General features: G+C 65.6%; 18 protein-coding genes. 6 read left to right on the top strand and 12 right to left on the bottom strand.

The window, feature by feature from the left end; translation table 11 throughout:
- The first annotated feature begins 143 nt into the window (after positions 1-143).
- On the top strand, positions 144-2,564 hold the full coding sequence (gene lon / locus CR917_RS06005) for an endopeptidase La (protein WP_043862009.1): 2,421 nt from the start codon (positions 144-146) through the stop codon (positions 2,562-2,564).
- A 135-nt stretch (positions 2,565-2,699) separates the two neighbouring features.
- A complete protein-coding gene (locus CR917_RS06000; RefSeq protein ID WP_104572017.1) occupies positions 2,700-3,098 on the top strand; it encodes a protease inhibitor I42 family protein in 399 nt (132 codons plus the stop codon).
- A gap of 18 nt (positions 3,099-3,116) precedes the next feature.
- Here CR917_RS06000 and CR917_RS05995 read toward each other — a convergent pair whose 3' ends face one another.
- The 3 genes from CR917_RS05995 to CR917_RS05985 form a co-directional block, all read right to left on the bottom strand.
- Positions 3,117-4,031: a hypothetical protein gene (locus tag CR917_RS05995; protein ID WP_146094982.1), complete on the bottom strand. Its 915-nt coding sequence runs from the start codon at positions 4,029-4,031 to the stop codon at positions 3,117-3,119.
- 79 nt (positions 4,032-4,110) lie between these two features.
- Positions 4,111-5,115 carry an alpha-xenorhabdolysin family binary toxin subunit B gene (locus CR917_RS05990; RefSeq protein ID WP_104572015.1) on the bottom strand — a complete coding sequence of 335 codons (1,005 nt, stop codon included), beginning with the start codon at positions 5,113-5,115 and terminating at the stop codon, positions 4,111-4,113.
- A gap of 10 nt (positions 5,116-5,125) precedes the next feature.
- Positions 5,126-6,301, bottom strand: coding sequence for an alpha-xenorhabdolysin family binary toxin subunit A (locus CR917_RS05985; protein WP_054914767.1), 1,176 nt, complete (start codon positions 6,299-6,301; stop codon positions 5,126-5,128).
- Between the two features lie 162 nt (positions 6,302-6,463).
- Here CR917_RS05985 and cmoA point away from each other — a divergent pair, with 162 nt between their 5' ends.
- Entirely contained in the window at positions 6,464-7,243 is a 780-nt protein-coding gene (cmoA, locus tag CR917_RS05980; protein WP_173925038.1) for a carboxy-S-adenosyl-L-methionine synthase CmoA, read from the top strand.
- Positions 7,240-8,196: a tRNA 5-methoxyuridine(34)/uridine 5-oxyacetic acid(34) synthase CmoB gene (cmoB, locus tag CR917_RS05975; protein WP_104572014.1), complete on the top strand. Its 957-nt coding sequence runs from the start codon at positions 7,240-7,242 to the stop codon at positions 8,194-8,196. Before cmoA ends, cmoB begins: the two co-directional genes overlap by 4 nt.
- Positions 8,197-8,267: 71 nt before the next feature.
- Here the strand turns inward: cmoB and CR917_RS05970 are convergent, their stop codons facing one another.
- The 4 genes from CR917_RS05970 to CR917_RS05955 all read right to left on the bottom strand — a co-directional run bounded on the left by CR917_RS05970 (position 8,268) and on the right by CR917_RS05955 (position 14,203).
- Positions 8,268-8,462: a co-regulatory protein PtrA N-terminal domain-containing protein gene (locus CR917_RS05970; protein ID WP_058540951.1), complete on the bottom strand. Its 195-nt coding sequence runs from the start codon at positions 8,460-8,462 to the stop codon at positions 8,268-8,270.
- A 70-nt stretch (positions 8,463-8,532) separates the two neighbouring features.
- Positions 8,533-11,685 carry a CusA/CzcA family heavy metal efflux RND transporter gene (locus tag CR917_RS05965; protein ID WP_058540950.1) on the bottom strand — a complete coding sequence of 1,051 codons (3,153 nt, stop codon included), beginning with the start codon at positions 11,683-11,685 and terminating at the stop codon, positions 8,533-8,535.
- A 19-nt stretch (positions 11,686-11,704) separates the two neighbouring features.
- Positions 11,705-12,925, bottom strand: a complete 1,221-nt coding sequence (locus CR917_RS05960; protein ID WP_058540949.1) for an efflux RND transporter periplasmic adaptor subunit — start codon at positions 12,923-12,925, stop codon at positions 11,705-11,707.
- Positions 12,926-12,952: 27 nt separating this feature from the next.
- The gene (locus CR917_RS05955; protein WP_054914770.1) at positions 12,953-14,203 is read right to left on the bottom strand and encodes a TolC family protein; all 1,251 of its coding nucleotides are present in this window, start codon (positions 14,201-14,203) and stop codon (positions 12,953-12,955) included.
- Positions 14,204-14,394: 191 nt separating this feature from the next.
- Between CR917_RS05955 and CR917_RS05950 the strand changes: the two genes are divergently transcribed.
- Together CR917_RS05950 and CR917_RS05945 are read left to right on the top strand one after the other, a co-directional pair.
- Positions 14,395-15,069, top strand: a complete 675-nt coding sequence (locus CR917_RS05950) for a heavy metal response regulator transcription factor (protein ID WP_043862020.1) — start codon at positions 14,395-14,397, stop codon at positions 15,067-15,069.
- Positions 15,066-16,445 (top strand): heavy metal sensor histidine kinase, encoded by a 1,380-nt coding sequence (locus tag CR917_RS05945; RefSeq protein ID WP_104572013.1) that lies wholly within the window; start codon positions 15,066-15,068, stop codon positions 16,443-16,445. Before CR917_RS05950 ends, CR917_RS05945 begins: the two co-directional genes overlap by 4 nt.
- Positions 16,446-16,527: 82 nt before the next feature.
- On the opposite strand, the gene pdxJ is transcribed toward CR917_RS05945, so the two are convergent.
- From pdxJ to CR917_RS27260, 5 genes are read right to left on the bottom strand one after another with little or no spacing between them, the layout of a single operon-like run.
- Positions 16,528-17,271, bottom strand: a complete 744-nt coding sequence (gene pdxJ / locus CR917_RS05940) for a pyridoxine 5'-phosphate synthase (protein WP_054914771.1) — start codon at positions 17,269-17,271, stop codon at positions 16,528-16,530.
- Positions 17,272-17,315: 44 nt separating this feature from the next.
- Positions 17,316-17,999, bottom strand: a complete 684-nt coding sequence (gene recO / locus CR917_RS05935) for a DNA repair protein RecO (RefSeq protein ID WP_043862023.1) — start codon at positions 17,997-17,999, stop codon at positions 17,316-17,318.
- 57 nt (positions 18,000-18,056) lie between these two features.
- The gene (era, locus tag CR917_RS05930) at positions 18,057-18,959 is read right to left on the bottom strand and encodes a GTPase Era (protein ID WP_043862024.1); all 903 of its coding nucleotides are present in this window, start codon (positions 18,957-18,959) and stop codon (positions 18,057-18,059) included.
- Positions 18,952-19,641 carry a ribonuclease III gene (gene rnc / locus CR917_RS05925; protein WP_043862025.1) on the bottom strand — a complete coding sequence of 230 codons (690 nt, stop codon included), beginning with the start codon at positions 19,639-19,641 and terminating at the stop codon, positions 18,952-18,954. Before rnc ends, era begins: the two co-directional genes overlap by 8 nt.
- Entirely contained in the window at positions 19,638-19,778 is a 141-nt protein-coding gene (locus tag CR917_RS27260; RefSeq protein ID WP_156326207.1) for a hypothetical protein, read from the bottom strand. Before CR917_RS27260 ends, rnc begins: the two co-directional genes overlap by 4 nt.
- Between the last annotated feature and the right edge of the window lie 62 nt (positions 19,779-19,840).

The following is a 19,840-nucleotide window of genomic DNA, read 5'->3' as shown; positions in this document are numbered from 1 at the left end:
GCAGGACCATGTGACAGCATGGCCCGGCAGGCGCCGGCCTTGTCGCTGAAGGGGCCGCCTGGCACTGCACATACCTGTCCGCCCATTGAAACCTCCCCCCTCCCGCCCCATCTAAGCACCATAGTCATTCACGCAGGTGCCCCATGAGCGACCAGCAGGATCTCCCCGAACATCCCGACCAAGACGCTGAAGTCGAGCATCTCGACGCCTCCGACCACACCGGTCGCACCCTCGCCATCCCCGGCCAGCAACTGCCGGACAAGGTCTACGTGATCCCGATCCACAACCGCCCGTTCTTCCCCGCGCAGGTACTGCCGGTGATCGTCAACGAAGAACCCTGGGCCGAGACCCTGGACCTGGTGGCCAAGACCCCGCATCACAACCTGGCGCTGTTCTTCATGGACACCCCGCCCGAAGACCATCGCCACTTCGATACCTCGGCCCTGCCGCTGTACGGCACCCTGGTCAAGGTGCACCACGCCAGCCGCGAGAACGGCAAGCTGCAGTTCGTCGCCCAGGGCCTGACCCGCGTGCGGATCCGCACCTGGCTCAAGCACCACCGCCCGCCCTACCTGGTGGAAGTCGAATACCCGCACCAGCCCAGCCAGCCGACCGACGAGGTCAAGGCCTACGGCATGGCCCTGATCAACGCGATCAAGGAGCTGCTGCCGCTCAATCCGCTGTACAGCGAGGAGCTGAAGAACTACCTCAACCGCTTCAGCCCCAACGACCCTTCGCCGCTCACCGACTTTGCCGCCGCCCTGACCTCCGCCACCGGCAACCAGCTGCAGGAAGTACTCGACTGCGTGCCCATGCTCAAGCGCATGGAAAAGGTGCTGCCGATGCTGCGCAAGGAAGTCGAGGTGGCACGCCTGCAGAACGAGATCTCTGCCGAGGTGAACCGCCAGATCGGCGAGCACCAGCGCGAGTTCTTCCTCAAGGAACAGCTCAAGGTCATCCAGCAGGAGCTGGGCCTGACCAAGGACGATCGCAGCGCCGACCTGGAGCAGTTCCAGCAGCGCCTGGCAGGCAAGACCCTGCCCGCTGCGGCGCAAAAGCGCATCGACGAAGAAATGGGCAAGCTGTCGATCCTGGAGACCGGCTCGCCCGAGTACGCCGTCACCCGCAACTACCTGGAATGGGCCACCGCCCTGCCCTGGGGCGTGTACGGCAAGGACAAGCTCGACCTCAGGCATGCACGCAAGGTGCTCGACCAGCACCACGCCGGCCTGGATGACATCAAGGACCGCATCATCGAGTTCCTTGCCGTGGGCGCCTACAAGGGCGAGATCAGCGGTTCGATCGTGCTGCTGGTAGGCCCGCCGGGCGTGGGCAAGACCAGCATCGGCAAGTCCATCGCCGAGTCACTGGGGCGGCCGTTCTACCGCTTCAGCGTCGGCGGCATGCGCGACGAAGCCGAGATCAAGGGCCACCGGCGCACCTACATCGGTGCCCAGCCAGGCAAGCTGGTGCAGGCGCTCAAGGACGTCGAGGTGATGAACCCGGTGATCATGCTCGACGAGATCGACAAGATGGGCCAGAGCTACCAGGGCGACCCGGCCTCGGCCCTGCTCGAAACCCTGGACCCGGAACAGAACGTCGACTTCCTCGACCATTACCTGGACCTGCGCCTGGACCTGTCCAAGGTGCTGTTCGTGTGCACCGCCAACACCCTCGATGCCATCCCCGGGCCGCTGCTCGACCGCATGGAGGTGATCCGCCTGTCCGGTTACATCACCGAGGAAAAGGTCGCCATCGCCAAGCGTCACCTGTGGCCCAAGCAACTGGCCAAGGCCGGCGTGGCCAAGGCCAGCCTGGGTATCAGCGACAGCGCATTGCGCACGGTTATCGAAGGCTATGCCCGTGAAGCCGGGGTGCGCCAGCTGGAGAAGCAACTGGGCAAGCTGGTGCGCAAGGCCGTGGTGCAGTTGATCGACACACCCGATGCAGTGATAAAGATCGGCCCCAAGGACCTCGAAGCTTCACTCGGCATGCCGGTGTTTCGCAGCGAGCAGGTGCTGTCGGGCAAGGGCGTGATCACCGGCCTGGCCTGGACCAGCATGGGCGGCGCCACGCTGCCGATCGAGGCGACCCGCATTCACACCCTCAACCGCGGCTTCAAGCTCACCGGCCAGCTGGGCGAGGTGATGAAGGAATCCGCCGAGATCGCCTACAGCTACGTCAGCGCCAACCTCAAGCAGTACGGTGGTGAGGTGGGCTACTTCAATGAGTCGTTCATTCACCTGCACGTGCCCGAAGGGGCCACGCCCAAGGACGGCCCGAGTGCCGGGGTGACCATGGCCAGCGCCCTGCTGTCCCTGGCACGCGACCAGGCACCGAAGAAAGGCGTGGCCATGACCGGCGAGCTGACCCTGACCGGGCAGGTATTGCCGATTGGCGGGGTACGCGAGAAGGTGATTGCGGCGCGCCGGCAGAAGATCCACGAGCTGATTCTGCCGGAAGCCAACCGCGGCGACTTCGAAGAACTGCCCGGCTACCTGAAGGCCGGCCTGCAGGTGCATTTTGCCAGGCGCTTCAGCGACGTGGCCAAGGTGCTGTTCTGAAACAGCGGTAACAGAAACAGCGCGGGCTGCAGGCAGCCCGCGCGGGCACCCGGCAGCGAAGCGTGAGAATCTTCCCAACGCAGCACACTTTCCCTATTATCGGCTGCCCGGACCCTCCCCGAGCCAGGAGTCATGATGACCGCATCCCGTGTGTTACTGAGTTCGAGCCTGATACTCCTGGCCAGCTGTGCCAGCCAGCCCACACCTCCACAGCCGCTGCTGGTGGAAAAACAGAGCCAGTGCCCGGTCACGCTCGATGTCGGCCAGGCCATCACCCTGGCGTTGCCCAGCAACCCCAGTACCGGTTATCGCTGGCTGCTGCAGAATCCGGCCAACGGCGTACTTGCGGCGCTGGGCCCCGAGGTCCACAGCAACCCCGAAGACACCGGCCTGGTGGGCAGTGCCGGCCGATCGCTGTGGCGCTTCAAGGCCAGCGCCAGCGGCAGCGGCCACCTGCTGCTGGTGTATCAGCAACCCTGGGCACCGGAGGTCAAGCCGGCGATGAGCTTCGACTGCGACATCCAGGTACGCTGAGGCTGCGCCGCGGAGCATTTACTCGAGGCGTTTCTGAAGACGCCTGGCGCACTCTTCGATGAATGACCACTGCGCCAGGAAATTCTTGAAGTGAATGACGAATCTGGCCAGTTGCTGACTGTCCTGCATGCTGTGCAACTTGCCGATCGAGGCGTCCAGATAGGTCTCGATGAACTGCCAGGCGGTCTGCAGGTGCGACGCAGCAGTGGTGACGTCTTCCAGGCGTACCACCAGATTTCGCATGCGCTGCGCCAGTAGCCCCAGGTTCCCTTCCTTGGTGCCGGATGCCACCAGGCGCTCGATCTTGCGCCCCAGTGCCGGCCTCAATTCGAACCGGGCGTCATCACGAAACCTGTCGGTCTCCTTGCGTACTTCGCCGACCTGGAACTGGAAGACGCCCGCCGAGTTCTTGAGGTTGGCCACCCACCGTGCCATCTCCAGCACAAGGGTTCGGTCTGGTGCATCCAGTTGCACGGGCACCTCGAACTGCACGCCTTGCCAAGCCTCCCTGCGCCCGCCCAACGCCTTGGTACGTTCACAGGCCAGCAGCGCACGCTCGCCTGACAGGCTGATGGAGCTTGCACAGTTGATCAGCGCGATGGGCAACTGAGTGCTTTTCTGCTTCAACCGCCCCCATGAGTCGGCGTGGAGATTGATGCGATGGAACAACACCTGCATCGGGTAGAAGTCGAGCTCGGGGTCCGGGTGACGGTAGTATCCCAACCACTGCAGAAAGGCCTCCCGTCGGGTCGGTATCGCCATCACATGGTCCATGTAGGCATCCAGCACGGCAACGTGTTCGCGGGTGAACGTCAGGTCGATCCGCCCCTCCTCCTCCAGATCCTGCACCAATTGCAGCGGAATCAGGGCTATCTGGGTATCCAGCTCATCCTGAGGCAGTGGATGCCTCAGTCTTTGAATAATATTGTTCATTGTGGGTCATCACCAGAGCAATCCAGAAGCCGCAAGGCGCTGCTGGCCAGCACAGCCTGCAGCGCCTTGCGCCCTTCACTCAAAGGCCGGCAACATACTCGGCCTTGATCTTTTTCTTGTAGGCTTTCAACGCCTCGACCAGCTCGCTGACCGCTCTCAACGCCTGCACATCGTCGATGCTGCAGGCGATGAGCCGATCCCACACCGGTTTCAGTTGCACGGCGATGCGCCTGATGCCGGCCAGCCATTGCTCGCGTGACGTGACCAGCTCGGCATAAGCCTCAAGGTGCTGGCACTGGGCCTGGAGGCGCGTCTTGTCCCGTGCCATCGCGGTCAGTTGCAGTTGCAGTTCATCGTGCTGCTTCTGCATCCCTCGGCGCTGCTCGAGCATCGTTGCATAGCGCATGCCTTCCATTGCCGCACCGATGATTTCGCCAATTTTCTTCAGCGCGCCTTGCACTGCCTCGACCGACAGTCCGCCCGTGGCGATGACATCCGCCGCCGCCTTGAGCTGCTCGGTGGTCGGCAACAGGCCGCCGAAGGTGGATTCCACCTTGGCCGCCTCAAGTACCTTGATCGCCTCGTCAAGACTGGCCAGGGCCTCGCGCCGCACGGCCAGTTCGTCTTCGCAGGCCTTGCGATTGGCCGCCAGCCTGTCGAGCTCGCCCTGATAGCGAGCCTTGTCGGCACTGGAGTCATAGACCGGGATGGCCGTGATCTGAGCCGTGGCCGTGCGCAACTGCCCCAACTGATCGTTGAGCTTGACGGCAATCTCGCCGATGGCGTCCTGTGCCACCTCCAGATACTGCGCAATGTCCTCGGGATCATCGTTCGGGTCGATGTCCTTTTCGAGGCCGCCCAGGTCATTGCTCTTGATCGCGACGATGATGCGATCGGCATGGCGCATCAGTTGCTGGAGGTTGTCGTCAAGACAGCGTGCATTGCGCTCCACACGCTCGTGCAACAGTGGCAGGAAGGCATAGCGGCTGTCCTGGGCGGCCTTCAGGTAGGCGGCACCGGCACGCAGGACCCTGTCGAACTGCGGATCATCCCAGCCCAGCGGAAATTGAAGAATGTTGCTCATGGGTAGCTCCTTATTGGGCCCACAGCGTGTCGTCGAAGACCCGGCTCATGGTGATGGAGCAGGCTTCGATAAACGCCCACTGCGAGAGAAAGTTTCTGAAATGGATGATGAAAATGCCCAGCTGCCGGCTGTCGTTCATCTTTTCGAGCTTTTCGATGGACGCTTCGATGTAGGTGCCGATGGTCTGCCAGGCCGTCTGCAGGTGCGAGGAAGCGGTCACCACCTCCTGCAGGCGGGTGGCCAGTTCATCCATATGGGTCGTGAGTACCTGCAGGCGTCCCTCCAGGTTGACCGCCGCCGTCAGGCGTGCCCCCACAGCCTTGCGTTCCTTCTGCACCCGGTTGCGGGTCTTGCGCACCTTTTCGGCCTTGGAGCCGTAGATCGAGCCTGAGATGACCGCCCCCAGCGGGCCGGCCGCCAGCCCGGACAGGGCCGCCTTGACGTATTCGTCGTACTGCTTGTTGAGGTTGTCGATTTCCTTGTCCAGCGCCGCCAACTCATCGCGCAGGGCCTGGGTGGCACCGCTGGCCTGGTGACGCTCGATGGCGTCGGTCTTGAGGGCGACCTCGTTCATCAGCTCGAAACGCGCGGTGTCGCGAAAGGTTTCGGTGTGGCTGCGCACGCTGCTTACGCGCGCGTGAAAATGCTCGACTTCATCCTTGAGCACCTCCATGTAGTCCACCAGCGACGAGACGATCTCCCGGTCGCCGAAGCTCAACGCAACCGGCGCTGCGAACTGCACGGACTCCCACGTATCACGCCGCCCGCCAAGGGCCTTGGTCTTCTCGCATTCCTGCATCACCCCCTCGCCGGTGGTGTTGATGCCACGGGCACACACCCCCAGCTCGGCGGACAGCTTCTTGCACTCGTCGGACAGCGTGCCCCAGGCGCGGGCATGCTTGTGCAGGTTGAGAAAGGTCGTGCGCATGGCACTGACCGACAGTACCGGCTCCTTGATGTCGGTGTAGCCAAGCCAGGGCACCAGCGACGCGGTTTCGGTCGGCAGGCCGGTGACATACTTCACATACTGATTGAGCGTGACGATATGTTCGCGGGAAAGCGTCAGCCCTCCCTCGTTTTCGCCATCACGCTGGTTCATGCCTTCGATCAGGTTTCTGGGCAGCAGGGCCGCTTCCTTTTCCAGTTCACCGGTATCGTACGAGCGCGCGCCAGGTTCGAGTTTCATTTCACATTCCTTGTGAGTGAGCCAATAGGGTCAAGCCACTTCACTCTAAGGACCCGCCGGCAAGACAAATAGCCGGCAGGCTTTCCTCGAAGCCGGCATTGGAATGCAGCGGCCAGCCGCGCCGGTCAGTCGGCCATGCATCCTGTTGCAACATTGGCTAAAATGCCGGCCCTTTACCGCCGAACGCCTGGATTGCCCGTGAGCAAAGAGCCCGATCGCCTGTTCGCCACCCCGCTGGCGCAGGTCCCCGATTTCACCTTCAACGAAGATGTCGTGCGGGTTTTCCCCGACATGATCAAGCGCTCGGTGCCCGGCTACCCGACGATCGTCGAGAACATCGGCGTGCTGGCTGCCCAGTTCGCCCAGCCCGATACCCTGCTGTACGACCTGGGCAGCTCGCTCGGTGCGGTGACCCAGGCGATGCGCCGACATGTACGCAGCGAGGGCTGCAAGGTGCTGGCGGTAGACAACTCCCCGGCCATGGTCGAGCGCTGCCGCGAATACCTCAGCCACCAGGACGCGATGCACCAGGAGTTGCTGCCGGTGCAGGTGATCGAGGCCGACATCACCGCGCTGGATCTGCAGCCGGCGTCGGTGGTGGCGCTGAACTTCACCCTGCAGTTCATCGAGCCGCAGGCACGCCTGGCCCTGCTTGGCCGCATTCGCCAGTGCCTGGTGCCTGGCGGCGCACTGATCCTGTCGGAGAAGCTGCGCTTTGCCGACCCGCAGCAACAGGCCCTGCTCACCGATCTGCACGTGGCCTTCAAACGCGCCAACGGCTACAGCGAACTGGAAATTGCCCAGAAGCGCAGTGCCATCGAAAACGTGATGAAACCCGACAGCCTCGAGGAACACCGTCAGCGCCTGCTGGCAGCCGGTTTCTCGCAGGTGGTGCCGTGGTTCCAGTGCCTGAACTTCGCCTCGCTGATTGCCCTGCCATGATCGATCTGACTCCCCTGGTCCGCCGCATGGCGGGCACCCCATTGGCGCACTGGGCCCAAGGCCTGCAGGCGCAACTCGATGCCAAGCTGGAAAAGGGCCATGGCGACCTGGAGCGCTGGCAAAGCGCACTGGATGCGCTGCCGGCCCTGGAGCCCAGCCAGGTCGACCTGCTGCACGGCCTGCGCCTGGACAGCGACTGCGACGACGCCACCCGCGCACAGGTGCGCACCGCGCTGATGGGCCTGTCGCCCTGGCGCAAGGGCCCGTTCGACCTGTTCGGCGTGCACGTGGACACCGAATGGCGTTCGGACTGGAAGTGGTCACGGGTCGCGCCGCACCTGGACCTGCGCGGCAAACGCGTGCTGGATGTGGGCTGTGGCAACGGCTACTACCAATGGCGCATGCTCGGCGCCGGCGCCGACAGCGTGATCGGCGTAGACCCCAACTGGTTGTTCTTCTGCCAGTTCCAGGCCGTGCAGCGTTACCTGCCGGACCTTCCCGCCTGGCACTTGCCGTTCGCCCTGGAAGACCTGCCGGCCAACCTGGAAGGTTTCGACACGGTGTTCTCGATGGGGGTGTTCTACCACCGCCGCTCGCCGATCGAGCATTTGCTGGCGCTCAAGGACTGCCTGGTCAAGGGGGGCGAACTGGTGTTGGAAACCCTGGTGGTCGAGGGTGACGAGCATCAGGTGCTGGTGCCTGAAGACCGCTATGCGCAGATGCGCAATGTATGGTTCCTGCCCTCGGTGCCGGCACTGGAGCGCTGGTTGCGTCGCGCCGGCTTCAGCGATGTGCGCTGCGTGGATGTGAGCGTGACCAGCGTCGAGGAACAACGCAGCACCGACTGGATGCGCTACCAGTCGCTGAGCGACTTCCTCGACCCTACCGACCCGACCCGAACCGTCGAAGGCCTGCCGGCACCCAGGCGGGCGGTGCTGTTGGCGCGCAAGTAATCAGAAGGGGGCCTCTTCGCCTGCAGGAGCCGGCCTTGCCGGCGCAGAGGCCCTTGCGAACACGGTGTGCGTCAGTCCTTCACCACCTGCTGCTGCACCTGCTCCTTCTTCTGCGCTACCTCCTTCCTGCCCTCCCCATGCACCCGCTCCTGGCTCTTGCGAAACTCGGCCCAGAACGCCTTGGTGCGCTCGGCGCCGCCTTCGGCCATTGCCGCGCTGCTGCCCAGCAGCAACGCGGCGATCAGTGCGTACTTGCTCAGGTTCATCGACCTTCCCTCATGATTGGATTCGAACCGATCATAAGCAGCCCAAGCTAACGCCAAGGTGAGCCGCACATTACAGTGCTGCAAGATTGTGCTCCTCCTCCTTGCGGTGCGCCCAGTGGTACAGCGCCGGCAGCACCAGCAGGGTCAATGCGGTGGACGAGAGGATGCCGCCGATCACCACGGTGGCCAGTGGGCGCTGCACCTCGGCACCGGTGCCAGTGGCCAGGGCCATCGGAATGAACCCCAGCGACGCCACCAACGCGGTCATCAACACCGGCCGCAGACGCGTCAGCGCACCTTCGTCGATGGCCACGCGCAGCGGCCGGCCCTGCTCGCGCAGGCTGCGGATGAAGGCGATCATCACCAGCCCGTTGAGCACCGCCACCCCCGACAGGGCGATGAAGCCCACCCCCGCCGAAATCGACAATGGAATGTCGCGCAGCCACAGCGCCACCACCCCGCCGGTCAGCGCGAACGGGATGCCGGTGAACACCAGCAGGCCGTCCCTGACGCTGTTGAACATCATGAACAGCAGCCCGAACACCAGCAGCAATGCCACCGGCACCACCACCTGCAGGCGCTTGGCCGCCGATTGCAGCTGCTCGAACTGACCGCCCCAACGCGTCCAGTAGCCAGGCGGCACCTCCACCTGCGTATCGATGCGCTCGCCGGCCTCGGCCACGAACGAACCGATGTCGCGGCCACGCACGTTGGCGCTGACCACCACCAGGCGCTTGCCGTCTTCGCGGCTCACCTGGTTGGGCCCCTGCACCAGCGCCAGGCTGGCCACCTCGGCCAGGCTGATGAAGCCGATACCGCCGTCGCTGCCCGCACTGGCCGGTACCGGAATCAGCAGCTGCGACAAGCCTTCGATGTCGGTACGCACGTCGTCCGAGAGGCGCACCACCATGTCGAAACGCCGGTCGCCCTCGTACAGCGTGCCGGCCTGGCGGCCGCCCACGGCCACGGCGATGGTGTCCTGCACATCGCCGACGTTGAGCCCGTAGCGTGCAGCCTTGTCGCGGTCGACCTCGATGGTCAGCACCGGCAGGCCCGAGGTCTGCTCGACCTTGACCTCCGATGCCCCCGGCACCGCCTGCAAGGTTGCGGCAATCTGTGCTGCCGTGCGGTTGAGCACCGTCATGTCGTCGCCGAAGACCTTGACCGCCACATCGCTGCGCACCCCGGAAATCAGCTCGTTGAAGCGCAGTTGAATCGGCTGCGACAGCTCGTAGTTGCTACCCGGCACCCGCGCCGCCGCGCGCTGGATATCGGCGATCAGTTGCTCGCGCGACTTGCCGGGGTCGGGCCACTGCGCCTGCGGTTTGAGCATCACGTAACTGTCGGAGATGTTCGGCGGCATCGGGTCGGCGGCGATCTCGGCGGTGCCGGTGCGCGCAAATACGCGCTGCACCTCTGGCACCTGGCTGACCACACTCTCCTCCAGGCGCTGCTGCAATTGCACCGACTGGCTCAGGCTGGTGCCCGGCACCCGCAGCGCCTGCAGGGCGAAATCGCCTTCGCTGAGGCTGGGCACGAACTCGCTGCCCATGCGCCCGGCCAGCACCGCGCACAGCAGCACCGACGCTCCGGCCAGGGTAAACGCCAGCCCACGGTGCCCCATCACCCAGCGCAATAGCGGCGCATAGCCGGCCTTGGCGCTGCGCATCAGCAGGTTTTCCTCTTCCTTGACCTTGCCGGTGACGAACAGCGCGATGGCCGCCGGCACGAAGGTTACCGAGAGCAGCATCGCTCCCAGCAGGGCGATCACCACGGTGAAGGCCATGGGGTGGAACATCTTGCCCTCCACCCCGCTCAGGGCAAAGATCGGCAGGTACACCACCATGATGATCAACTGGCCGAAGATCAGCGGGCGGCGCGCCTCGCGGGCGGCATTGAACACTTCGTGCAGGCGCTCGGAGCGGGTCAACAGGCGGCCATGGTGCTGCTGGGCGTGGGCCAGACGGCGGATCGCGTTCTCCACGATCACCACCGCGCCATCGACGATGATGCCGAAGTCCAGCGCACCCAGGCTCATCAGGTTGGCACTGACCTTGTTGCCGAACATGCCGGTGAAGGTGAACAGCATCGACAGCGGAATCACCATGGCGGTGATCAGCGCGGCGCGGATGTTGCCCAGAAACAGGAACAGCACCGCGATCACCAGGATTGCACCTTCCACCAGGTTCTTCTTCACCGTGGCGATGGCCTTGTCGACCAGGTCGGTGCGGTCGTACACCGTGACCGCGCTGACACCCGCCGGCAGCGTGCGGTTGATCTGCGCCAGCTTGTCGGCCACTGCCCGCGACACGGTGCGGCTGTTCTCGCCGACCAGCATGAACACGGTGCCCAGCACCACCTCACGGCCATTTTCGGTAGCCGCGCCGCTGCGCAGTTCGCGGCCGATGCCCACCTGGGCGACATCGCGCACGCGAATCGAGGTGCCGTCGACAGTGGCCAGCACGATGTTGGCAATGTCGTCGATGCCTGCCAGTTGCCCCGGCGCACGAATCAGCAGTTGCTCGCCACGGCGCTCGATGTAGCCGGCACCGACGTTGGCGTTGTTGCGCTCCAGGGCCGTCAGCAGGTCGCCCAGGGTCAGCTTGTAGGCGGCCAGGCGCCTGAGGTCGGGGGCAATCTGGTACTCCTTGGCGTAGCCGCCGATGCTGTTGATCTCGGCCACACCGCGCACGTTGCGCAACTGCGGCTTGATGATCCAGTCCTGGATCTCGCGCAGGTCGGTGGGCGTGTACTCGCTGCCGTCGGCCTTGCGCGCATCCGGCGCGGCTTCCACGGTCCACAGGAAGATCTCGCCCAGGCCGGTGGAGATCGGCCCCATGGCCGCCTCGACGCCGTCGGGCAACTGCCCGCGCGCCTGTTGCAGGCGCTCGTTGACCAGTTGCCGGGCGAAGAACAGGTCGGTGCCCTCGTCGAAGATCACCGTCACCTGCGACAGCCCCGAGCGCGACAGCGAACGGGTCTGCTCCAGGCCCGGCAGGCCGGCCATGGCGGTCTCGATGGCGAAAGTGATCCGCTGCTCGGTTTCCAGCGGTGAAAAGCCCGCCGCCGAGGTGTTGATCTGCACCTGCACGTTGGTGATGTCGGGCACCGCATCGATCGGCAGCTTCTGGTAGCTGGCCAGCCCCAGCCCGGCCATCAGCAGCACCGCGAGCATCACGATCAGGCGCTGCTCGATGGCAAATTGAATGATCCGTTCGAACATGAGGAGTACTCGTGGGGGCTCAGTGGGAATGCTCGGCGCTGGCTTTGCCCAGCTCCGACTTGAGGATGAAGCTGCCCTGTGCCGCCACCTGCTGGCCGGCCTGCAGGCCCGCCTTGATCTGCACGAAGCCGTCGGCCACCACACCCGGGGTCACCACCTGGGCGGTGAAGCCCTCTGCACTGCGCACGAACACGGTGGGCTGCTCTTCGAGGGTCTGCAGCGCGGCCTCCGGTACCGCCAGCGCCTCGTCCAGGCGTTCGGTAGGCACCCGCACCGCCACGAACAGGCCGGGGCGCCAGGCGCCGCGAGGGTTGTCCAGGGTGACCCGCACGGTGGCGGTGCGGGTCTGCTCGCCGAGCAGGCTGCCCACATGGCTGACCGTGCCGCTGGCCTGCTCGCCCAGTTCACTGGCCAGCACCGTCACCGGCATGCCGACGCGCAGCCTGGCCAGGTCACGCGGGGCCACGCCAAAGGTTGCCCACACCCGCGACAGGTCGGACAAGGTGAAGGCCGCACTGCTCTCGCTGACCACTTCGCCCGGCACCAGGTGCTTTTCCACCACCTGCCCGTCAAACGGTGCACGCAGCTCATAGCGGTTGCCGCCGGCCAGCACCACGCTGCCACTCAGCGCGCTGATCTTCTGCCGGGCATTGGTGGCGGCGATCTCGGCTTCCTGCAGGGCCTGGCGCGCCTGCAGGTAGTCCTGTTCGGCAGAGATGCCCTCCTGCCACAGGTCTTTCTCGCGGGCGAAGGTGCCGCGCGCCAGTTCCAGTCGCCGCTGGCTGGCCGCCAGCTCGCTGCGCTGCTCGGAGATCTGCGGGCTGGCGATCACCGCCAGCAGTTGCCCGGCCTTGACCTGCTGGCCGAGCACCACGGCCACCGATTCCACCACCCCGGCCGCACGCGGCACCAGGTGCGCGGTACGGTCCTCGTCGAAGCGGATCTCGCCCGGCAGGCCGAGGCTGCGGCTCAAGGTGCGCGGGGCCACGGTGGCCAGCTCGATACCGGCCACCTGGATCTGCTCGTCGCTCAGAGTCAGGTGGCCCTCCTGCTGTTCTTCGCCATGGCCTTCCTCGCCATGGGCGTCGTCGCCATGGCCCTTTTCCTCATCGCCATGGCCCGCCTCGGCATGCGCCGCGTGGGAGGCCTGCGGCGCATTCATCTGGTGACCCAGCACAACCCCCAGGCCAACGCCCAGGGTCAGGGTGACGGCCACCAGCGTGATGGTTTTGCTGTTCATGCACATTCCTCGGCAAATCGTCGGGGGTCAGCGGCTGGCGGTGGCCAGGTCGCCGAAAAGTCGTTCCAGGCGGACTCGCGCATCGCTGCCCTGGGCCTGCGCCGCCAGGTATTGGGTGCGCGCCGCCACCAGCGTGCGCTGGGCGTCGAGCACCTCGAGAAAGCTGAACTTGCCGCGCTCGAAACCCCGCGTGGCGGCGTCCACCGCCTGCTGCGCCGCCGGCAGTATCGAGCGGTCGAAGGCCTGTACCTCGCCCGCAGCCACCTGCCACTGCGCCAGCGCCTGCACCACTTCGCTGCGCACCCGCAGTTCGGCGCCGTTGCGCAGGTCGCGGGCCTGATCGGCACGCCGCGCCGCCGCCAGCACATTGCCCTGGTTGCGATCGAACAAGGGCAGCGGTATCGACACCCCGACCACATTGATGCGCTCGCGGTCGGCCTCGCTGTACTGGCTACCCAGGCTGACGGTGAGGTCGGGGATGCGCTGGCTGCGAGCCAGCCCCAGGTCAGCCTCGCGCTGCTCGATCTGCAGGCGGGCCAGGCGCAGCTCGGCCGTGCGCTCGAGGCGGGCAAGCAGCGTGTCGCCCTCGGCTGGGGTCAGGGCGTCGGACGGCATGCCTGCCACCCGCTCGAACCCCGCCTGCGGCGCCCCCGTCACGCTGGCCAGTTGCTGATAGGCCACGGCCACGGCCTGCTGGGCACGGCCTCGTTCCAGGCGCATCTCGGACACCTGCACCTGCGCGCGGGTGGTTTCGATGGGGGAAGCGCTGCCGGCCCGCACCCGCCCCTGCACCACCTGCAGGCCACGCTCGGTCAGGCGCAGCGACTGCTCGGCCAGTTGCAGCCGTTCCTGGGCCTGCACGGCAGCATGAAACGCAGCCAGCACCTCGGCGCGCAAGGCATTGCCCTGGCGTTCCAGTTCCAGCGCCGCCAGGGCCTGCTCGCGCTGGGCCACCTCCACCCGCGCACCGCGCTTGCCGCCCAGTTCCAGGCGCTGGCTGAGGCTGACGGTGGTGGTCTGCGAGCCGCGGCGGGTATCTTCCTGCTCCCAGCTCAACTCCGGGTTGGGCAGCAGGCCGGCCTGGTTGCGTTCGCCCAGGGCGATCTCGGTGCCCCAGCGCGCCGCGGCAAGCTCGGGGTTGTTGTCCTGCGCGGTGCGCAAGGCGGCATCAAGCGTCAGCACGCTCGCCTGCAGCGCTGTCGAAAGCCCCAGCAGCACCCCGGCCAGCGCCGCCAGCCGCGCCACGCGCTGTGGATGAAGCCTGTGCCTGCACGTCATGCGTGAATCCCCCGCGCCCATTTCGAAGCGGGCACTTTAGGGAGCGGGCTTTATCGTCAACATGACCCCAGGATTACAAATCTGTTATCCAGCGCCGCTCAGGACCGGCTTGGCTTACCATGCGCGACACGCCTTGACCCTGAAGTGACTCAAGGGTTGAGAATTGCCGTTTTGCACGCCGCGAGTACCCCATGCGCCTATTGATCATCGAAGACGAAGTCCGTACCGCCGAGTACCTGCAGCAGGGCCTGAGCGAGAACGGCTACATCGTCGACTGCGCCGCCACCGGCATTGACGGCCTGCACCTGGCCCGCCAGCACGCCTACGACCTGGTCATCCTCGACGTCAACCTGCCGCAGCTCGACGGCTGGAGCGTGCTGCAACGCCTGCGGGCGGAGTCCTCGACCCGTATCATGATGCTGACCGCCCACGGCCGGCTCTCGGATCGGGTCAAGGGCCTGGACCTGGGCGCCGACGATTACCTGCTCAAGCCGTTCGAATTTCCCGAACTGCTGGCACGCATTCGCAGCCTGTTGCGGCGCAGCGAGCAGAACCTGGCGCCGGCCACGCTCAGGGTCGCCGACCTTGAGCTGGACCCCAGCCGCCACCGCGCCTACCGGCGCAACCAGCGTATCGACCTGACGGCCAAGGAGTTCGCCCTGCTGCACCTGCTGATGCGCCAGAGCGGCGAGGTGCTGTCGCGCACGCAGATCATCTCGCTGGTGTGGGACATGAACTTCGATTGCGACACCAACGTGGTGGAGGTGTCGATCCGGCGCCTGCGGGCCAAGATCGACGACCCCTTCGAGGACAAGCTGATCCACACCCTGCGCGGCGTGGGCTATGTGCTGGAAGCGCGCGAATGAAACCGGCACGACTGTCGTTGCGCCTGGGCCTGAGCGTCAGCCTGATGGGCGCGGCGCTGGTGCTGCTGCTGGCGAGTCTGGCGGTACTGGCGCTGGACCACGAACTGGACAACCGCGCCCGCAAGGTGCTGGCACGCAAGATGGAGCAGATCGAGCACAGCCTGGGGGTGGACCTGAAGGCCAGCGACCTGGGCTCGCGCGCCCACCCCCTGCTCGACCTGGTGATGGGCCACGACGATCTGAGCCTGAACATCATCGCCCAGACCGGACGCCACCCGGCCCTGTTGAGCCTGGGGCCTGCAGTGGAGGCCGAGCCGCTGCGGCGTATCGCGGCCGGGACAGCGCTGGGCTACAGCGAATGGCAGGACAGCGCCGAGGCCCGCCTGATGACCGCCGCGCGCCTGATGACCCTGCGTGACGGCACCCCGGTGCGGGTACTGCTGACGCTGAACCGGGCCGACGACCTCGGCCTGCTGCAGGCCTACCTGCGGTCGACGTTGCTGGCGTTGCCACTGCTGTTGCTGCTGATCGGCATTGCCGCCTGGAAGCTGGTGCAGCGTGGTCTGCTGCCGCTGCGCAGGTTTCGACGGATTGCCGCCCAGGTGTCGGCGCAGGAGCTGAGCCACCGCCTGCCCGAGGACAAGCTGCCCCAGGAACTGAGTGCCCTGGCACGCGGCATCAACGTGATGCTCGACCGGCTGGATGGCGGCGTGCAGCGTCTGTCGCAGTTTTCCGATGACCTGGCGCACGAACTGCGCACGCCGATCAGCAACCTGATGGGCAGGGCCCAGGTGACCTTGTCACGGGTGCGCTCGGCCGAGGATTACCGGGTGGCGCTGGAGGACAGCATCGAGGAGCTGACGCGCCTGAACCGGATCATCACCGACATGCTGTTCCTGGCCCAGGTGGACGCGCCGCGTCAGCAACTGGCGTTGAAGCCGGTGGCGCTGGCCGACGAGGCGCAACGGGTGGTGGAGCTGTTCGCGCTGAGCGCCGAATGCAAGGCGATCACCCTGAAGGTCAGCGGCTGGGGCACGGTGCAGGGCGACCGGCTGATGCTGCAGCGGGCGCTGTCGAACCTGTTGAGCAATGCAATTCGCCACAGCCCCGAGGGCCGCCTGGTGGAAATCGGCATCGAGCAGAGCGCACGGGGCGTGCAATGCTGGGTGCGCAACGAGGGGCCGGGGATCGAGGCGGTGCACTGGCCGCACCTGTTCGAGCGGTTCTACCGGGTGGGCTGCGGGCGCTCGCGGGTAGAGGGCGGCACGGGGCTGGGGCTGGCCATCGTGCAGTCGATCATGCAGGTACATGGTGGGCAGGTGGAGGTGACCAGCGCGGCGCAGGGGCCTACGCGCTTCAGTCTGATATTTGGCTAGGCGGCTTCGCCGGCAAGGCCGGCTCCTACAGGAATCGCAGCGCCTGTAGGAGCCGGCCTTGCCGGCGAAGGTCACGACGCATTCAGCGGTTGCTGGCTGCCAGAATCAGCTGTTTCATCTCGCTGACCGCACCCTTGAAGCCCACGAACAACGCATGGGCCACCAGTGCATGGCCGATGTTCAGTTCGTTGATGCCCTTGATCGCCGCCACCGGCTCGACGTTGTGGTAGTGCAGGCCATGCCCGGCATTCACGATCAGCCCCTGGGCCAGGCCGAAGGCCACGCCATCGGCCACGCGCTGGAGCTCTTCGGCCACCTCGGCCGGGGTCTGCGCATCGGCGTAACGCCCGGTGTGCAGTTCGATCGCCGGCGCGCCGACGCGGCGCGAGGCCTCGATCTGGCGCTCGTCGGCATCGATGAACAACGACACCTCCGACCCCAGGCGCGACAGGCGCTCCACCGCCGCCTTGATCCGCGCCTCCTGTCCCGCCACGTCCAGGCCACCTTCGGTGGTCAGTTCCTGGCGTGTCTCGGGCACCAGGCAGATGTGCGCCGGGCGAATGCGCTCGGCAAACTGCATCATCTCTTCGGTGACGCCCATCTCGAAGTTCATGCGCGTCTGCAGCACCTCGCTCAGTACCAGCACGTCACGGTCCTGGATATGCCGACGGTCTTCGCGCAAGTGCACGGTGATGCCGTCGGCACCCGCCTCTTCGGCGTCCAGCGCGGCCTTGACCGGGTCCGGATATCGCGTGCCACGGGCCTGGCGCAGGGTCGCCACGTGGTCGATGTTCACGCCAAGGAGGATGCGGTTGCTGGTGGTCACGAAGAGACTCTCCTGAAAATTGAGCCTCACAGCATACGTCGTGATCAAGGCTTGCGAAACAGTTCCCGGCTGACCAGCGGGCGCCCGCCCAGGTGCACCGCCAGCGCCTGGCGCATCAGGCGCTTGGCCGCGCCCAGCGCGCCCGGCATCGACCACTCGGCCTCGGCCATGGCCAGCAGGTGCGCGCCACTGAACAAGCCTGGCTGCACCAGGTACACCCGCTCCAGGCCCGCGTCCACCTGCAGGCGGTACAGGCCATCGGCCACCAGAGGATCGCCATTGATGTCGTGCTCAAGCGCAAAGCCATACCCCAGCTCGTCCAGCAGGCGCCATTCGAAGGCACGCAGCAACGGCTCCAGCGGGCGCCCCGCGCCCAGTGCCTGCAAGGTGGCAGCGTACTGCTCGAACATCACCGGGTGCGGGTCTTCGGCCTGAAGCAGGCGAATCAGCAGCTCATTGAGGTACAGCCCGCTGAACAGCGCGTCGCCGTTGAGCCAGACCGCCACGCCTGCGCTGTCCATGCGACCGACATTCTTGAGCTCGCCGCGCCCATGGAACTGCACCTCCAGCGGCACGAACGGACGCGCAAGGCTGCCGGCCTTGCCGCGCGCACGACGCAGCACGGCGCGCAGGCGCCCCTGGGGGGTAAGGAAGTCGACCAGCGCACTGGTTTCACGGTACGCCCGGCTGTGCAGCACGAAGGCCGGTTGGCCGTCTGGCATGTCCATGATTCAGCGCTTCACGAAGAGGTGGGCCCGACACCGGCCGGTGTCGGGCCAGGGCATTCAGAGGTCGCCGTAGCCCAGCGAACGCAGGGCGCGCTCGTCGTCGGACCAGCCACCCTTGACCTTGACCCACAGGTTCAGCATGACCTTGGCGTCGAACAGCAGCTCCATGTCCTTGCGCGCCTCGGTGCCGATGCGCTTGATGCGCTCGCCCTTGTCGCCAATGATGATCTTCTTCTGGCCGTCACGCTCGACCAGGATCAGTGCATGGATATGCAGCACGTTGCCCTGCTGCTTGAATTCCTCGATCTCGACGGTGATCTGGTACGGCAGCTCGGCGCCGAGCTGGCGCATGATCTTCTCGCGTACCAGTTCGGCAGCCAGGAAGCGGCTGCTGCGGTCGGTGATCTGGTCTTCGGGGAAGAAGTGCTCGTTTTCCGGCAGGTGCTTGGCAATCAGTGCTTCGAGGGCATCGAGGTTGTGCCCGTGCTGCGCCGAGACCGGCACGATCTCGGCGTTGGGCAGTTGCTCCTGCAGCCATTGCAGGTGCGGCATCAGCTCGGCCTTGTCCTCGATGCGGTCGGTCTTGTTGATGGCCAGGATCACCGGGCCCTGCACGTACTGCACGCGCTCGAGCACCAGTTGGTCCTCGTCGGTCCACTTGGTGCGATCGACCACGAAGATCACCACGTCGACGTCTTTCAACGCCGCCGAGGCGGTACGGTTCATGTAGCGGTTGAGCGCCTTCTCGTTGCCCTTGTGCATGCCGGGGGTATCGACGTACACCGCCTGCACATCACCTTCGGTCTTGATACCGAGCATGTTGTGGCGGGTGGTCTGCGGCTTGCGCGAGGTGATCGCGAGCTTCTGCCCGAGGATGTGGTTGAGCAGCGTCGACTTGCCCACGTTGGGGCGGCCGACGATGGCGACGTAGCCGCAACGGGTAGTGTTCTGTTCAGTCATTGCCATTCTCCACGCCCAGGGCGATCAGTGCTGCGGCGGCCGCGACCTGCTCGGCGATACGCCGGCTCACGCCCTGCCCTCGGCTTTTTTCAGTCAACAGGGTCACTTCGCATTCGACGAAAAACGTCCGGCAATGGGGTTCACCCTGGATATCCACCACTTCGTAGCGGGGCAGTTCGCAGGCCCGCGACTGCAGAAACTCCTGCAGGCGGGTTTTCGGGTCCTTGTTGGTGTCGACCAGGGTCAGGCTCTCGAACTCACCGGCCAGCCATGCCAGCACGCGATCGCGAGCGGTGTGCATGTCCGAGTCCAGGTAGATCGCACCGATCAGCGCCTCGAGGGCATCGGCCAGGATCGACTCGCGCCGGAACCCGCCGCTTTTCAGCTCGCCCGAGCCCAGGCGCAGGTACTCGCCCAGATCGAAACCGCGGGCCAGCACGGCCAGGGTTTCACCCTTGACCAGGCGGGCGCGCAGGCGCGACAGCTGGCCTTCGCGTGCCTGGGGGAAGCGCTCGAACAGGGCCTCGCCGGCGACGAAGTTGAGGATCGCATCACCGAGGAACTCCAGCCGTTCGTTGTTGCGGCCGGCAAAGCTGCGATGCGTGAGGGCCAGCAGCATCAGCTCCTGGTTCTTGAAGGTGTAGCCGAGCTGGCGCTCGAGGCGGCTCAAGGAAACGCTCACAGTGTACCCACGCGCTGTTCGTGGTCGATTTTCAGCAGCGGCGCCAGGGCGCCGGGCTCACACAGTTCTGTCCGGCTCGAAGCCGACGGGGTTAACGCGTTGTTCAAATGCAAATCCTGAAAGACGGTTTTGTTCATGCCTGACGTCCGGCCGGGGCGCGTCTTGTGGACGCCCTTGTACAGCCTATGCCAGAAAAGCA

The sequence above is a fragment of the Pseudomonas sp. BRM28 genome (assembly GCF_002939405.1).
Taxonomy (GTDB): domain Bacteria; phylum Pseudomonadota; class Gammaproteobacteria; order Pseudomonadales; family Pseudomonadaceae; genus Aquipseudomonas; species Aquipseudomonas palmensis.
Note: the sequence above shows the minus strand (reverse complement) of the source record. Positions and strands in the feature narration are given on the sequence as shown.

Bases quoted from the DNA above. Each gene is read 5' to 3' on its own strand.
- lon (WP_043862009.1), top strand. From the start codon at position 144: ATGAGCGACCAGCAGGATCTCCCCGAACATCCCGACCAAGACGCTGAA.
- CR917_RS06000 (WP_104572017.1), top strand. From the start codon at position 2,700: ATGACCGCATCCCGTGTGTTACTGAGTTCGAGCCTGATACTCCTGGCC.
- CR917_RS05995 (WP_146094982.1), bottom strand. From the start codon at position 4,031: ATGAACAATATTATTCAAAGACTGAGGCATCCACTGCCTCAGGATGAG.
- CR917_RS05990 (WP_104572015.1), bottom strand. From the start codon at position 5,115: ATGAGCAACATTCTTCAATTTCCGCTGGGCTGGGATGATCCGCAGTTC.
- CR917_RS05985 (WP_054914767.1), bottom strand. From the start codon at position 6,301: ATGAAACTCGAACCTGGCGCGCGCTCGTACGATACCGGTGAACTGGAA.
- cmoA (WP_173925038.1), top strand. From the start codon at position 6,464: ATGCCGGCCCTTTACCGCCGAACGCCTGGATTGCCCGTGAGCAAAGAG.
- cmoB (WP_104572014.1), top strand. From the start codon at position 7,240: ATGATCGATCTGACTCCCCTGGTCCGCCGCATGGCGGGCACCCCATTG.
- CR917_RS05970 (WP_058540951.1), bottom strand. From the start codon at position 8,462: ATGAACCTGAGCAAGTACGCACTGATCGCCGCGTTGCTGCTGGGCAGC.
- CR917_RS05965 (WP_058540950.1), bottom strand. From the start codon at position 11,685: ATGTTCGAACGGATCATTCAATTTGCCATCGAGCAGCGCCTGATCGTG.
- CR917_RS05960 (WP_058540949.1), bottom strand. From the start codon at position 12,925: ATGAACAGCAAAACCATCACGCTGGTGGCCGTCACCCTGACCCTGGGC.
- CR917_RS05955 (WP_054914770.1), bottom strand. From the start codon at position 14,203: ATGACGTGCAGGCACAGGCTTCATCCACAGCGCGTGGCGCGGCTGGCG.
- CR917_RS05950 (WP_043862020.1), top strand. From the start codon at position 14,395: ATGCGCCTATTGATCATCGAAGACGAAGTCCGTACCGCCGAGTACCTG.
- CR917_RS05945 (WP_104572013.1), top strand. From the start codon at position 15,066: ATGAAACCGGCACGACTGTCGTTGCGCCTGGGCCTGAGCGTCAGCCTG.
- recO (WP_043862023.1), bottom strand. From the start codon at position 17,999: ATGGACATGCCAGACGGCCAACCGGCCTTCGTGCTGCACAGCCGGGCG.
- era (WP_043862024.1), bottom strand. From the start codon at position 18,959: ATGACTGAACAGAACACTACCCGTTGCGGCTACGTCGCCATCGTCGGC.
- CR917_RS27260 (WP_156326207.1), bottom strand. From the start codon at position 19,778: ATGAACAAAACCGTCTTTCAGGATTTGCATTTGAACAACGCGTTAACC.